Source organism: Pseudomonas sp. W15Feb34, from assembly GCF_023127765.1.
Taxonomy (GTDB): Bacteria; Pseudomonadota; Gammaproteobacteria; order Pseudomonadales; family Pseudomonadaceae; genus Aquipseudomonas; species Aquipseudomonas synxantha_A.
The window spans coordinates 335,115-348,543 of the sequence record NZ_SPKN01000044.1 but is presented as its reverse complement, the minus strand read 5'-3'; the positions used below and the strand labels follow the sequence as shown (position 1 = coordinate 348,543).

Here is a 13,429-nt window from a genome sequence, read left to right as displayed (position 1 = left end):
TAGCGAGGCTGGAGTTGGCGTGTAAAGCGGCGAGAGCCATTGCTCGATGAGCAGCAGCGCGAATTTTGGACGGATTGGTGGCGTGCATTGGGCGAAACTCCTTTGTCTGGGGAGCTGCCACGGTTCGCCGTCAAACGAATTAGGGTGGCAGCTGTACGCAGGTTGACGGACCGGGGACAAAGGAACCCGGCATACCCGAAGGTATCCCGCGCACAGCCGCCATAAACAGGACGTGCGGGCACAAAAAAAGCGCCTGCAATCGTGATGGGGGCGCCTGTGCGCCAATGTCTGAACGGGCCGTCAAACCCGGTCGCTGATTTTGCAGCGACGGCCAGAGAGTAACGTCCGTTTTTTGAAAGTGCAACTGTGCAGATGGCTTGCGGATTTTTTCGATGCGGCATAAATTGATCAGGCATGTAGATTTACCTCAACGCCTCCGGTTGCCGCCGGGGGCGTTTTCGTTAGTGCTGGGAGGCGTTACGACTCAAGTTCATCCAGAACAGGTGATTGCCATGCCGGGAGTTTGTAAGCATCAGCTCCAGCGCAGTCACGTTGGCCTGGACACTCGGAATGAGCTGCTCGGTATCCTCAACTAGCACCCCTTCTGGCGGCTCGATTGAAAGCATCACCCACTCGCGAGACGGCCAGACGAGAAGCATTACGTGTGCCCCTTTCGATATGGCTTCATCGCGCAATGTGCGGAGGCGGTCTTGGCCTTTGGGAGTAACGTTGGGTAGGAGGCCGATGCCGAGTAAGTCGCCGGTGTCTAAATTCGTTTGTGGCAGAAAAATAGGAGTCATGCCGCCACCCTGTCGCGAGCAGCGATGCGTGCGTGAGCCCAATCCAAAACTTCAGAAAGGACCCATGCGACGGGGGCCCCACGAGCGGTGCTGTCGGTGAGTTTTACTGCTTGTGGAAAGCCGCTTTCGGGCTGGCTCATGAGCTTGTAAATGGTGGGGCGGGCGAGGCCTACAATGGCCATTACTTCAGTAACTCTGATCAACCTTGTTGCAGGCGCCAGATCTTTGATATGTACCGTTTTGGAAGGGAGAGAGCTCGTCATAGTCGTGCCTGTAAAGTGAAAGACAGGCACAGACTAAGAGGCAAAAAAAAAGCAAACATGGTTTGCTTTTCTTCCACTGCGTAAAAATTATCTTGGTAGAAAACCGCCTTTCTTTAGGTATTTTCTTACGGTTGGTATAGAGCCCTTGCCCTGTTTAACGAGTATTTTGACAAGGTCGGCCGCTGATATTTTGGGGTCAACAGCGATTTGCTTTATTGCCAATTTGCTTATCTCTTCAAAAAGTTTTTTGGTGTTCTCTTGCTTCGCTGTCCCCGGCTTGCCGTTGGCTTTCCCGGCTGCTTTGGCCCTTTCCGACGCTTTTGCTGCAAAAGCCTGATCGAGTGCAGTTCGCAGAAACCGAGATGCGATCAAGTCGTTTCTTAGGTTGTCCATGTGGTCAGCTTCTTGGTACAGCGAAGCTAACATCAATGCTTTTGAGGTCTCGCCATACCGAATGGCGAACTCCTCCCGGGCCTCTATCTCAAGTTCGCTGCTACGCTCCCTTTCCCTTTTGAGGAGAGAAGCATACTGGGTGGCGTCAGTTAGCCTGATCTGTTCGACTAGATCATAGTCAAGGTCATAGAGGCGCAGCTCTAGGTTGAAAAGCCAGTTGCCAAGTGCCGTTACTGCCTCGACTGCCTGAATGAGCGCATAGGTTGCTACAAGCTGGGTGTCGCTGGCTGGGTGATTGATCTCTAAGACGCCTCGAATGACTCTAGGTAGTGAGGTCGCTTCGGAAAAACAAACGTGCTGATCAATCACGCTTCGAAGATGAAACATCTTCGTCGTAGTTGATTCTGCGCAGTCAGCGTAGCGGCCGTCCTCTAGCCAGTAGGAAATCGCGTTGTCGATGCAGTGAAACGCATCGCTAAATCTTTCGGAGAATTGGTGATACAACGACAACGTACGAACAGCGATTTCAACATCGTCGAGATCCCAAAGTAGACAGTCGACGTCCACACCGGCGATTTCTAGTTCTATGCCGTACTCAATGTCCATTGAATTCTCCCCGACGCCCCGAGGCCAGTGGGCTAACGCAGCGGTTTTCGGAGGGAAACGCGGATGCCAGCAGGGTTGCGGGTGTGGCCTTTCTGTAACACGACTGCTCGATGTAACACGTGGTGCTCGGAAGTTTTTCAGTGCGTGTAACGCTGAATATATTCAATAAAAACAATGGCTTAAGTGAGCGTGTAACACGCGTAACACCCGTAACATCATTTTTGAGGGGGTACAGGGTTAGCTGCTTCACACGGCCTTCCCAAATTGACCTTGCATTACATTTCCGGCCTCTAGGGAATCAAGATGATCTGCGTACCACTGCATCATCACTCTGCGCTGAGGCAGGTACACCGCTTTGTTATAGACCCCTGCAATCCCCTCCTTTGCATGAGAGAGCTGGGCCTCAATATGATTCTCATCGAAACCCTGCTCATTGAGTATGGTGCTCGCGATGTGACGAAAGCCGTGGCCCGTCTGCCGGCCGGCATATCCCAGTCTGCGTAGCGCCATCAAAAAGACGGTGTTGCTACGGGGGATTGTCCTGTCTTTCCTGCCAGGAAATAGGAGAGGGTACGCACCTGTCAGTGTTCGTAACTCAGTGAGTGATTCGATTGCCTGCCGAGAGAGAGGCACCACATGTTCGCGACGACGTTTCATTCGCTCGGCTGGGATCGTCCATAGCTTTTTGGAGAGATCGATTTCTGACCAGCGTGCCTCTCGGATCTCGCTCGGGCGCGATGCTAATAAGGAAAGCAAGCGAAGCCCTATACGAACGTCTTTTGCATGAGGGTAGGAGTTGATCGCTCGAAGTAGCGCAGGCAGTTCTTCAATTGAAACGTGCGCATAGTTTTCAGCGCTACGTGATTGCAGGAATTTGCTGAGACCTTCAAGGGGGTTGTGGACGGCTCGTCCTGTTACGCGGGCCAGGTCATAGATCTCTTTGCAAAAGCCACGAACTCGGCCCATTTGTTCAATGATCCCCTTCTGCTCCATCCCGCGTAGAAACTCCATCCATTCCAGGGGCAATATTTCTGTGTACACGCGTTTGCCGAAGACGGGGAACACGTGAAGCTCAAGTGCGCCAAGTACTCGTCGAGACGTACCTGATTCCCAGCTTGTGCGTCTGGCCTCAAACCACTCGCGGCCTAACGCTTCAAAGGTGTTGTTGGCAGCAACCTGGTCTGCAACCTTCCGCGCTTGTTTGCTCACCAATGGATTTTTGCCGGTCGATGCGTCTTCCCGAAGTTGAGCTGCTTTCTGTCTCGCCAATGAGCCACTGATTTCCGGGTAGCCGCCGAGACCCAGCCAAGACCATTTTCCGTCTGGCTTTTTGTAGCGCAGCTCCCATGATTTCTGCCCGTTAGGTTTCACCCGGAAGTACAGGCCATTTCCGTCCTGCTCCCGATACGTTGTTTGCTCAGGCTCCAGGCCTGCAAGCGTGGTGTCTGCTAAGGGGCGGCGTTTGATTTCAGTGCGCTTCACTTCCTGTATGCCTCCAGTTATAGGAATCTCAAAGCATACACGTGGGCATACACGGCGGGAAGTTATAGGGGTAGACAGGGACGGATAGCCAGAAACAAGAAAGCCCGCACAGGGCGGGCTTCTTGGGGTGTTTCGTAGACTATCTGAGACAGCCCGAGACTACTATATGGTGCACCCGGCGGGATTCGAACCCACGACCCCTGCCTTCGGAGGGCAGTACTCTATCCAGCTGAGCTACGGATGCTTGTGCGGGCGACATCATACCCATGTCGACCTGATGCGTCCATTCCGGCATTTCCCCCGCTGCCTGTCGTCCATTTCCGACAAAAAATGGCTAATCGCCACCCTCATTCACAACTCCCCGCGCCGCACGTCCCTTTGTTTGCTTTGCTCTTGTGGCTTTAACCCGCTTCCACGCCGCAATTCCTCAGGTGAACGCATGCATTCCAAAGGAACCGTGATGCTCGATCTCCCGCTCAGACAAACCCTGCTGGCTCGCTCCGATTTGTTTCGAGGTATGCCGGAGCATCTCTTGCGCTACGTTGCCACCCATATGGTGGAGCGCACGCTGGATGATCGTGAGCTGTTGTATTTCAAGGACGACACCCTCGAATTCATTGCGCTGGTGGTGGAGGGCCGGATTTATTCGGTGGTGCATGGGCCCGATGGTCGGGAGCAGATCATTGGCAGTACCGGGGCCGGGCAGGTGGTGGGGGAGACGGCGTTGATCAAGGATCATGGGCGCGAGTCTTCCACCTTTGCCAGTGGCCCTACGCGCTTGTTGCAGTTGGGTAGCCGGCATTTTGGTGTGCTGTTTGAGGAACCGGCGTTTCTGCGGCGTTTGTTGATGTTGATGATGCTGCGTTTGCTGCACGCCATCGAGTTGCTGGAGTTGGTGTGCCTGCATCGGCTGGAGTCGCGGTTGGCGCGGTTTCTGTTGGCCAACCTGGGCGAGATCGACCTGGCGCTGGCCTTGCCCAGTGTGTCGCTGCCCGCCAGCCAGGGGGTGTTGGCGTCGATGCTGAATACCAGCCGTCCCAAGCTTAATGTGCAGCTGCAGTTGTGGCGCCGCAGTGGCGTGATCAGCGGCAATCTGGAGCGCATGGTGATCAACGATCTTGAGCATTTGCGGCGCAAGGCGTTTGCCTTGAATTAGTTGCCGCAGTGTTCCCCAGGTAACAGCGTACCCCCGTCGAGCCCTCGCAGACTGGCCCTTCATCAAGGATGCACAGGAGTGCTGGCGATGGGGATGACTGTTGAGTTCAAGGATCAATGGGCCGCCGATGACCGTTTGTTCGAAGCGAGTTGGCGCGCCGTGCAGGGCGAGCTAAAGCGCCGGGCGTTGCGGCGGGCCAAGGGCAATCTGGATCAGGGCCAGGAGTGGTTGTCGGCCACGGCGATCAAGGCCCTGCTGTTTTTTCGGCGTTCGCCGGAGCGCATTCGTGACCCTGAGGGGTTTCTGTTTCTGGTACTCGATCATGTGTTTCTCGACAGCTTGCGGCGCAGCAAGCGCGAGGGGCGGCTGTTCGATGATTCGGTGGATCTTGAACACGATCACTTGGCCGCGCTCGCCGCGCCCTGCGCTTCGGTGCTGGAGCGGGTGGAATGTTATGAGCGCCTGGAGCAGATCGAGGCGCACGTCGCACGGTTACCGCTGTTGCAGCAGCGTTTGTTCGAGATGCGTTTTGTCGACGACCTGCCTTACCCGCAAATCGCCGCCGAGTTGCACGTGAAGCTGCCGCTGGTGCGCAAGCGCGTGCAACTGCTGCGCAGTGCTTTGCGCTGAAGGTGATTCACAGACGTTGGCGTGGGGCGTTCTAGTGATATGAGCGCAGCACGCCGCCGCTATCCACACCCAAACCTGGGTGAATGCCATCAAGGAGAGATGTATGACAGAGGTCAACAGCCAGATCACCGACGCGGTCACTCAAACCAACGTCAAGGTGGTGGCCGAGGCGCCGGCCCAGGCCATCGCGTCGCTGTACCAGGTGGCCAGCAGCGCGGCGGGCCTGTCGTTGCAGAACGCGGTCAACAGCCAGCAGGCGATGAATCAGATTTCCAACGCGGTGATCTCCAAGGCCGTGGCGCTGATCATGCAGATTGGCGAGAAGGGCTGAGGCCTCGGGAGATTGATTATGTCGTGGTTCAGCAGAAAGAAACCCGCCGCCTCCCAAGCAACGCCCGCCGCCGACCCGCCGCCGCCAGCGCCCGCTGCACCGGCCTCGCGCTCGATCATGGCGCGCATGAACGAGCACCTGCTCAACCAGGTAAGCACGCCGTCGCCCGATAGCACGGCGGCGCTCAATAGCCAGATCGTGCAGGCGGTGCAGTTCACCAACGCGCAGAACTTTGCCTATGCCCCGGCGCAGATCGCGGTGCCGGCCGACATGATGATCAGCCAGGCGGCCGGGCTGGTGGCGCAGGCGGCGGCGGGGTACTTCGACGGGGTCAGCAAGATCGCGTTGGCGGCCCAGGCCGTGCTGCTCCAGCAAATGACCGAGAACATCGTCAACGACAACCTGCCAGGCGCTGCCGAAGACGCCTTGGGCGCCTTGGCCACCGACCTGCTGGTGGGCGCCGCTGCCGCCGTGGCCGCCGCCGCCGGAGCCATGGAAGCCGAAGCCGCCAGCGTGGCCATCGACAAGATCGACCAGAGCATCGCCAAGTACGCGAGCACCCTGGCCAACCGGGCCGCGCCAGCGGCCTGAACCCAGCACAGCGCTCCAGCGTTCGGCTGGAGCGGTGCAACAGCAACTTGAAAGCAACTTTTCTTGAGTGAGGAGCGACATCATGCAGCCTGGAGATATTATTTTTTCTGTCAAACAAGATGACGACAGCGCTACGCGGGCGTTTATCAAAGCAGGTCAACTGGTCAAGGCCAAGGTGTTCTCGCAGGACACGACCTACCTGAATGTGGTTCACCCGGCGATTGCGGTAAGCGACACGATGGTGATCGAAAGTGTGGGCAGTGGCCTGGCCCTGACCGACCTGAGCCTGGAAAAACCGCCGCGCTCGGCGATGGTGTTTTCCTGCGTGGATACCGAACTGGGCGAGGCGGCGACGGTAGCTGCCAAGCAGTTCTACTTCGACAAGATCGGCGGTGATATTCGGGGCCGCTACAGCGTGTGGAACGCGATGATTTCAGCGTTCCGGCGCTGGACTTCCGATACCAGCCTGGTGACGCGGATCAACGAGTCCATCGACATCGGCAGCGGGTCCTTTTGTTCGCAGTTCGCGGCCAACTGCTATGAAGTCGGCAACCTCTACAACGAGGCCAATCTGCTGCCGCCTCCGCCTGCCATTTTCCCCAACCAGCCTAGCGCCATAACGCCTGCGGAGTTGGCGACCTTCTGTGATTCCTCGCCGCACTTTTACTTTGCAGGGTTCTGGCAGGACAACGTTGAGGTGCGGCTTTAGCGGCGCTGTTGCCGCCCAGCCAGTGCCGCAGGAGGTTCACATGCAGCCACCGGTTCTATCCAGCGCTGATCGCCAGCGGCTTGAGGCGATGCTGCGCAGCCCGCAGATGTTCGAGGGTGCGCCGCGAGCCATCGTTGACGAAAGCCTCAAGCGCGCGGTGCAGGTGCTTGAACAATCGAAGACCAACGAGCAGGCCATTCGCCAGGCCGCCCAGCAGAGCGAGGCGGCGGTACGCCAAGCGCTGAATGGCGCGCCCGATCAAAGCGTCGAGCAGTTGGATCTCAAGCGTGAAGTGAACAAGGAGATCCAGCAGTTGATCGCACGGATCGAGGCCGCCCGGGCCGGACCTGCGAAATCCTGAAGCCACAGGTTTCACAGCCCTTGTTTGGCAACGTTCATTGATGAACACGGAATGCACCGTGTACTAAATAAGGAAATTGATCATGGCATTTGTTAACGAGCAAATTACCGACGCGGTCACCCAGACCAACGTCAAAGTGGTGGCCGAATCGCCAGCGATGGCGATGAGCACCATCTACCAATCCATGGGCCAGGCCACGGCGATCCTGTTCCAGAACTCGGTCTCGGCCCAACAGCAACAAAACACCCTGGCCCAGGCGGCCACCAACCAGGGCGTGATGCAGATCTACAGTGTCGACACCACCGCTGGCGCCGCGGCCACCGAAAAAGTCGCCCAGGGCGGCGTGGCCGACAACTTGACCAGCCTGCTGGCCGTGCTCAAGTCGTTCCAACCTTAAGCTGCGAGGTCCCCAACGGCCCCGGCGCCCACAAGGCTCCGGGGCTGTTGTCGTGTGTGCGCTTGATCTGAAAGATGAGCCGGATGCGCCATATTCGTTCTTTTTTTCGAACATCCTATTGCCCTGTACCCCCATTGATCCTAGGATTCGTTTGAGATTTCAAACGCTCTGTCTCCCGTGCGCACTTTTATTTCTTCTGCGCGCTGGGGCTGATTTCCCTGACGGCAGCCCACAAGGCGCCTTTCAACAACTCTAATTCGCTCCGCGTGCGCGCGGTGCTGTTAAGGAAAGCCGACATGCAGCTCAAAGATACCCAATTGTTCCGCCAGCAAGCCTTTATCGATGGCGCTTGGGTCGATGCGGACAACGGTCAGACCATCAAGGTCAACAACCCCGCCACGGGCGAGATTCTCGGCACCGTGCCGAAGATGGGCGCCGCGGAAACCCGCCGCGCCATCGAAGCCGCCGACATGGCCCTGCCGGCCTGGCGTGCACTCACCGCCAAGGAGCGCGCCAACAAGCTGCGCCGCTGGTTTGAACTGTTGATCGAAAACCAGGACGACCTCGGCCGCCTGATGACCCTCGAACAAGGCAAGCCACTGGCCGAAGCCAAGGGCGAAATCGTCTACGCCGCCTCCTTTATCGAGTGGTTCGCCGAAGAAGCCAAGCGCATCTACGGTGACGTGATCCCCGGCCACCAGCCCGATAAGCGCCTGATCGTGATCAAGCAGCCTATCGGCGTGACCGCAGCCATCACCCCGTGGAACTTCCCTGCGGCGATGATCACCCGCAAAGCCGGCCCGGCCCTGGCCGCCGGCTGCACCATGGTGATCAAGCCGGCCTCGCAAACGCCGTTCTCGGCCCTGGCCCTGGTTGAGCTGGCGCACCGCGCCGGTATCCCCAAAGGCGTGCTCAGCGTGGTCACCGGCAGCGCCGGCGACATCGGCGGCGAGCTGACCAGCAACCCGATCGTGCGTAAATTGTCCTTCACCGGCTCGACCGAAATCGGTCGCCAGCTGATGGCCGAATGCGCCAAGGACATCAAGAAAGTCTCCCTGGAGCTGGGCGGTAACGCGCCGTTCATCGTGTTCGACGACGCTGACCTGGATAAGGCCGTCGAAGGCGCGATCATCTCCAAGTACCGCAACAACGGCCAGACCTGCGTGTGCGCCAACCGTCTGTACATTCAGGATTCGGTGTACGACGCCTTCGCTGAAAAGCTCAAGGTGGCGGTGACCAAATTGAAGATCGGTAACGGTCTGGAAGAAGGCACCACCACGGGCCCGCTGATCGACGAAAAAGCCGTGGCCAAGGTTCAGGAACATATCGCTGATGCCCTGAGCAAAGGCGCCACGCTGCTGGCCGGTGGCAAGGCGATGGAAGGCAACTTCTTTGAGCCGACCATCCTCACCAACGTCTCCAAAGACGCCGCCGTGGCCAAGGAAGAAACCTTCGGCCCGCTGGCGCCGCTGTTCCGCTTCAAAGATGAAGCCGACGTGATCGCGATGGCCAACGACACCGAGTTCGGCCTGGCCTCTTACTTCTACGCCCGTGACCTGGGCCGTGTGTTCCGTGTGGCCGAGGCCCTGGAGTACGGCATGGTCGGCGTCAACACCGGGTTGATCTCCAACGAAGTGGCACCGTTCGGCGGCATCAAGGCCTCGGGCCTGGGCCGTGAAGGCTCCAAGTACGGGATCGAGGATTACCTGGAAATCAAATACCTCTGCCTGGGTATCTAAGGCGCGGGATTGCAGTAAACGCAGAGGGCACGAGAGCGCTGTCCCTTTGCGTGTTTCACATCGTAATTCGTAGTGGCCGGGAAAGCTGGGGCAGTCGATCATCGAATGCTGCCGTAGTTGCCTCCCCGCCACGTATGCCTTGGACCACGCCACCCGATGAGTGGCGAATGAGGACTTTATGAGCAAGACCAACGCTTCCCTGATGAAACGCCGCGAAGCCGCTGTACCGCGCGGTGTTGGCCAGATTCACCCGATCTTCGCCGACTCGGCGAAGAACGCCACCGTGACCGACGTTGAAGGTCGCGAGTTCATCGACTTCGCCGGCGGTATCGCCGTGCTGAACACCGGCCACGTGCACCCCAAAATCATCGCGGCCGTGACCGAGCAGTTGAACAAGCTGACCCACACCTGCTTCCAGGTATTGGCCTACGAGCCCTACGTCGAAGTGTGCGAAAAAGTCGCCGCCAAGGTGCCGGGTAATTTCGCCAAGAAAACCCTGCTGGTCACCACCGGTTCCGAAGCGGTGGAAAACGCGGTGAAGATCGCCCGCGCCGCCACGGGCCGTGCTGGTGTGATCGCCTTCACTGGCGCTTACCACGGCCGCACCATGATGACCCTCGGCCTGACCGGCAAGGTCGTGCCTTACTCGGCCGGCATGGGCTTGATGCCAGGTGGCGTGTTCCGTGCGCTGTATCCGAACGAACTGCACGGTGTGAGCGTCGATGACTCGATCGCCAGCATCGAACGCATCTTCAAGAACGATGCCGAGCCACGTGATATCGCTGCAATCATCATCGAACCGGTACAGGGCGAAGGCGGTTTCTACGTCGCGCCGAAAGCCTTCATGCAGCGCCTGCGCGAACTGTGCGACAAGCACGGCATCCTGCTGATCGCCGACGAAGTGCAAACCGGTGCCGGGCGTACCGGTACCTTCTTCGCCATGGAACAGATGGGCGTTGCCGCCGACCTGACCACCTTCGCCAAATCCATCGCTGGCGGCTTCCCGCTGGCCGGTGTGTGCGGCAAGGCCGAATACATGGACGCCATCGCCCCAGGCGGCCTGGGCGGTACCTATGCCGGTAGCCCGATTGCCTGTGCGGCAGCCCTTGCGGTGATGGAAGTGTTCGAAGAAGAGCACCTGCTGGACCGCTGCAAGGCTGTCGGCGAGCGCCTGGTGACCGGCCTCAAGGCCATCCAGGCCAAGTACCCGGTGATCGGCGAAGTGCGTGCCCTGGGCGCGATGATCGCGGTCGAGCTGTTCGAAGACGGCGACACCCACAAGCCAAACGCTGCCGCAGTTGCCTCCGTGGTGGCCAAGGCGCGTGACAAGGGCTTGATCCTGCTGTCCTGTGGTACTTACGGCAACGTGTTGCGCGTACTGGTGCCGCTGACCTCGCCGGACGAGCAGTTGGACAAGGGTCTGGCGATTATCGAAGAGTGTTTCTCCGAACTCTGACACGCCCCGCTCCTACGAAAAGCAAAAAAACCGCTTCGGCGGTTTTTTTGTGCCTGCTTCATTGTACGCACGCGGCGGCATTGTCTAAGGTGCAAGCATTGCCGATGGAGCGTGCTGGATGACTGCTGTTGATTTACCTGCTGTACCCCGAGTGTTGATTGCCGAGGCGGACCCCTGGTCGCGGGACCTGCTCAAGCAAGTGTTGTTGAATGTGCGTTGTGACGCGCGGCTGGATGTGTGCGCAGATGGTGACCACGCTGCTGCGCTGTTACGTGAGAAAAGCTATGACCTGATCCTGGCGGATTGGGAGCTTGCAGGCGTCGATGGCCTGAGCCTGCTGCGCAGTGTGCGCCAGCGCCGCCGCTCCCCCGCATTGCCATTTATTCTGCTGAGCAGTCGCAACGACAGCGCCAGCGTACGCGAAGCCTTGCCCCTGGCGCCCACGGCCTACCTGACCCGCCCGCTGAACATGGAGAGCCTGACCCAGCGCCTGCAAGACCTGCTGCTTAACGAAGGCGAAAGCGTGTATTGCGAGATCCCGGCGCTGGCACCGGGAATGACCTTGCCAGCATTCCTGGAGCAGCGCCGAGAGGTCTGCGATGGCGCACCGTTGCGCGTGGACGTGAAAGCGGCGGTGCATCGCAGCCTGGGCCCCGAGGGCGTGGACCTGCAGCAGCTCGAAGATCAGGTGCGCATGGACCCGCAAATCACCGCTGTGCTGATCGCCGCCGCCAACAGCGCCGGGTATCACGGCACGCCGGTGCAGACCCTGCACGCGGCCCTGAACAAGCTGGTCCCCGGGCAAAGCATGAACCTCATCCTGGGCCTTGCGCTCAAGCACAACGTGGTGCTGGGTGACGCCGGGCTGGTGGCCTACGCCGAGCGGCACTGGCAGTTGTCCGAGGACAGCGCCGAGTACGCCCGGCGCCTGGCACGCATGTTGGAACTGGATCACCAGCGCTGCTACAGCGCCTGCATCCTGCATCGGTTGGGCGACCTGGCCTTGTTGCGCTGCCTGGAAGACTGGCGTCAGGGTGGCGGCGCCCTGGATGACGAAGCGATCGGCGAATCCCTCGACAACTTCGGCGCCGCCTACGGTTCGGCGTTGCGCACTCGCTGGCGCTTGCCGTTGGAGTTGCGCCAATTGATCGCGGCCACCTATTCACTGGAAGGCGGTGTGTATTCACGCGAAGCCTTGGTGGTGAACCTGGCGACGCAGATGGCGCGGTTGACCGAGCACGAAGGGCTGCAAGAGCTGGCCGGCAGCAAGACCGCACGGCTGCTAAAGGTGGGCTTGTCCGAACTGACGCGAGTACGCAAAACCTGAAACACACACCGATCAATTGTGGGAGCTGGCTTGCCTGCGATAGCGGTGGGTCAGCCAAGACGCCATCGCAGGCAAGCCAGCTCCCACAGTTGATCGGTATTAACCGGCTATAACGCGGTTCTTGCCTTGGCGTTTTGCCTCATACATCGCTGCATCCGCCCGGGCGAACAGGCTGTCGAGGGTGGAGTCATCTTCACGCAGGCCGGCCAGGCCCTGGCTGACGGTCACGCTGAACTCGCGCCCTTCATAACTGAACAACAAGGCCTGGATCTCCTTGCCCAGCCGTTCGGCTACTTGCAGGGCCATCTCCGGTGGGCAACCCGGCAGGACGGCGGCAAACTCTTCGCCGCCAATGCGCCCGAACAGGTCGCCACGGCGCAATACCCCCCGACCACTCTCAGCGATGCGCCGCAGCACTTGATCGCCCTCCAGGTGGCCGTAGGTGTCGTTGACGTCCTTGAAGTCATCGATGTCCAGCAACAGGAACGCCAGCGGCGTGCCCTGAACGCAGGCGTTGTCGAACGCCTGGTTGGCGCATTCGAAAAAATACCGGCGGTTGCTGCTTTGGGTCAGCACGTCGGTGGTGGCCAGACGTTGCAGTTCCAGCTCCAGCAGCTTCTTTTCGGTGATGTCTTCGGCCATGCCAACCACAATCAGCGGTTCACCGGGCACCACCTGCTGGTTGATGTAGCACTTGTCACTCAGCCAGCGGATTTGCCCGTCGGCGGTGATGATGCGGTACTCGCGGTCTTCCACGGCGCCTTGTTCCAGCACGCGGGCCAGGCTGTGTTCGGCGTAATCGAGGTCTTCGGGGTGAACGCTGTTGCGCCATTCGCGGTGGTCGGCCAACAGCAAACCGGCCGAACGACCGAATATGCGCTCGTAGGCTGGGCTCACATACAGCACGCGACGGGTTGCCCAATCGATGGCCCAGAGCACGGCGTTCACGCTGACCAACAGCGAACTGAGCAATTGCTCGCGCTCACTCAGCCGCTCCACTTCGCCCTGGGCATGCATCAGCGCCAACAGGGTCGCCGCCGCAGCTGGACGCGGCGGCTCGGCAGTGGGCACATCGGGCAGGCAGGGCTTTTCGTGAACCATCGGTACAACTCTCTCTGGGCGCGCCGCAGGATGGAGCAGCGGTCACTACAAGGGGTCACCATGATGGCGAAGTGTTCTTTGAGAGAG

General features: G+C 59.3%; 15 protein-coding genes, 1 tRNA gene and 1 pseudogene. 10 read left to right on the top strand and 7 right to left on the bottom strand.

What is annotated here, in order from left to right; genetic code table 11:
- The 6 genes and pseudogenes from E4O97_RS21570 to E4O97_RS21545 form a co-directional block, all read right to left on the bottom strand.
- A pseudogene (locus E4O97_RS21570) lies at window positions 1-416 on the bottom strand (hypothetical protein); the annotation flags it as partial.
- 45 nt (window positions 417-461) lie between these two features.
- Window positions 462-800: a hypothetical protein gene (locus E4O97_RS21565; RefSeq protein WP_017735123.1), complete on the bottom strand. Its 339-nt coding sequence runs from the start codon at window positions 798-800 to the stop codon at window positions 462-464.
- Complete coding sequence (locus E4O97_RS21560) at window positions 797-1,063, bottom strand: AlpA family phage regulatory protein (RefSeq protein WP_248162198.1); 267 nt, start codon at window positions 1,061-1,063, stop codon at window positions 797-799. Before E4O97_RS21560 ends, E4O97_RS21565 begins: the two co-directional genes overlap by 4 nt.
- A gap of 87 nt (window positions 1,064-1,150) precedes the next feature.
- Window positions 1,151-2,062 carry a hypothetical protein gene (locus tag E4O97_RS21555; protein ID WP_248162196.1) on the bottom strand — a complete coding sequence of 304 codons (912 nt, stop codon included), beginning with the start codon at window positions 2,060-2,062 and terminating at the stop codon, window positions 1,151-1,153.
- Between the two features lie 246 nt (window positions 2,063-2,308).
- Entirely contained in the window at window positions 2,309-3,544 is a 1,236-nt protein-coding gene (locus E4O97_RS21550) for a tyrosine-type recombinase/integrase (protein WP_248162194.1), read from the bottom strand.
- Window positions 3,545-3,711: 167 nt separating this feature from the next.
- Window positions 3,712-3,788: transfer RNA gene (locus E4O97_RS21545), tRNA-Arg, on the bottom strand.
- A 195-nt stretch (window positions 3,789-3,983) separates the two neighbouring features.
- Here E4O97_RS21545 and E4O97_RS21540 point away from each other — a divergent pair.
- From E4O97_RS21540 to E4O97_RS21495, 10 genes are all read left to right on the top strand, one after another.
- Window positions 3,984-4,700, top strand: a complete 717-nt coding sequence (locus tag E4O97_RS21540) for a Crp/Fnr family transcriptional regulator (protein WP_248162191.1) — start codon at window positions 3,984-3,986, stop codon at window positions 4,698-4,700.
- A gap of 87 nt (window positions 4,701-4,787) precedes the next feature.
- Window positions 4,788-5,330 carry a sigma factor-like helix-turn-helix DNA-binding protein gene (locus E4O97_RS21535; protein WP_050989018.1) on the top strand — a complete coding sequence of 181 codons (543 nt, stop codon included), beginning with the start codon at window positions 4,788-4,790 and terminating at the stop codon, window positions 5,328-5,330.
- Between the two features lie 103 nt (window positions 5,331-5,433).
- On the top strand, window positions 5,434-5,661 hold the full coding sequence (locus E4O97_RS21530) for a RebB family R body protein (protein WP_003187543.1): 228 nt from the start codon (window positions 5,434-5,436) through the stop codon (window positions 5,659-5,661).
- Window positions 5,662-5,679: 18 nt separating this feature from the next.
- Entirely contained in the window at window positions 5,680-6,252 is a 573-nt protein-coding gene (locus E4O97_RS21525; RefSeq protein WP_078819992.1) for a hypothetical protein, read from the top strand.
- A gap of 82 nt (window positions 6,253-6,334) precedes the next feature.
- Entirely contained in the window at window positions 6,335-6,961 is a 627-nt protein-coding gene (locus E4O97_RS21520) for a hypothetical protein (protein WP_003187547.1), read from the top strand.
- Between the two features lie 40 nt (window positions 6,962-7,001).
- A complete protein-coding gene (locus E4O97_RS21515; RefSeq protein ID WP_248128521.1) occupies window positions 7,002-7,322 on the top strand; it encodes a hypothetical protein in 321 nt (106 codons plus the stop codon).
- 82 nt (window positions 7,323-7,404) lie between these two features.
- Window positions 7,405-7,719 carry a RebB family R body protein gene (locus E4O97_RS21510; RefSeq protein ID WP_248162188.1) on the top strand — a complete coding sequence of 105 codons (315 nt, stop codon included), beginning with the start codon at window positions 7,405-7,407 and terminating at the stop codon, window positions 7,717-7,719.
- A gap of 296 nt (window positions 7,720-8,015) precedes the next feature.
- Window positions 8,016-9,458, top strand: coding sequence for an NADP-dependent succinate-semialdehyde dehydrogenase (gabD, locus tag E4O97_RS21505; protein ID WP_248162186.1), 1,443 nt, complete (start codon window positions 8,016-8,018; stop codon window positions 9,456-9,458).
- 178 nt (window positions 9,459-9,636) lie between these two features.
- Window positions 9,637-10,914 (top strand): 4-aminobutyrate--2-oxoglutarate transaminase, encoded by a 1,278-nt coding sequence (gabT, locus tag E4O97_RS21500; RefSeq protein WP_078819994.1) that lies wholly within the window; start codon window positions 9,637-9,639, stop codon window positions 10,912-10,914.
- Between the two features lie 118 nt (window positions 10,915-11,032).
- Window positions 11,033-12,241 (top strand): HDOD domain-containing protein, encoded by a 1,209-nt coding sequence (locus E4O97_RS21495; RefSeq protein ID WP_248162184.1) that lies wholly within the window; start codon window positions 11,033-11,035, stop codon window positions 12,239-12,241.
- 99 nt (window positions 12,242-12,340) lie between these two features.
- Here the strand turns inward: E4O97_RS21495 and E4O97_RS21490 are convergent, their stop codons facing one another.
- The gene (locus E4O97_RS21490) at window positions 12,341-13,342 is read right to left on the bottom strand and encodes a sensor domain-containing diguanylate cyclase (RefSeq protein ID WP_248162182.1); all 1,002 of its coding nucleotides are present in this window, start codon (window positions 13,340-13,342) and stop codon (window positions 12,341-12,343) included.
- Window positions 13,343-13,429: the final 87 nt, after the last annotated feature.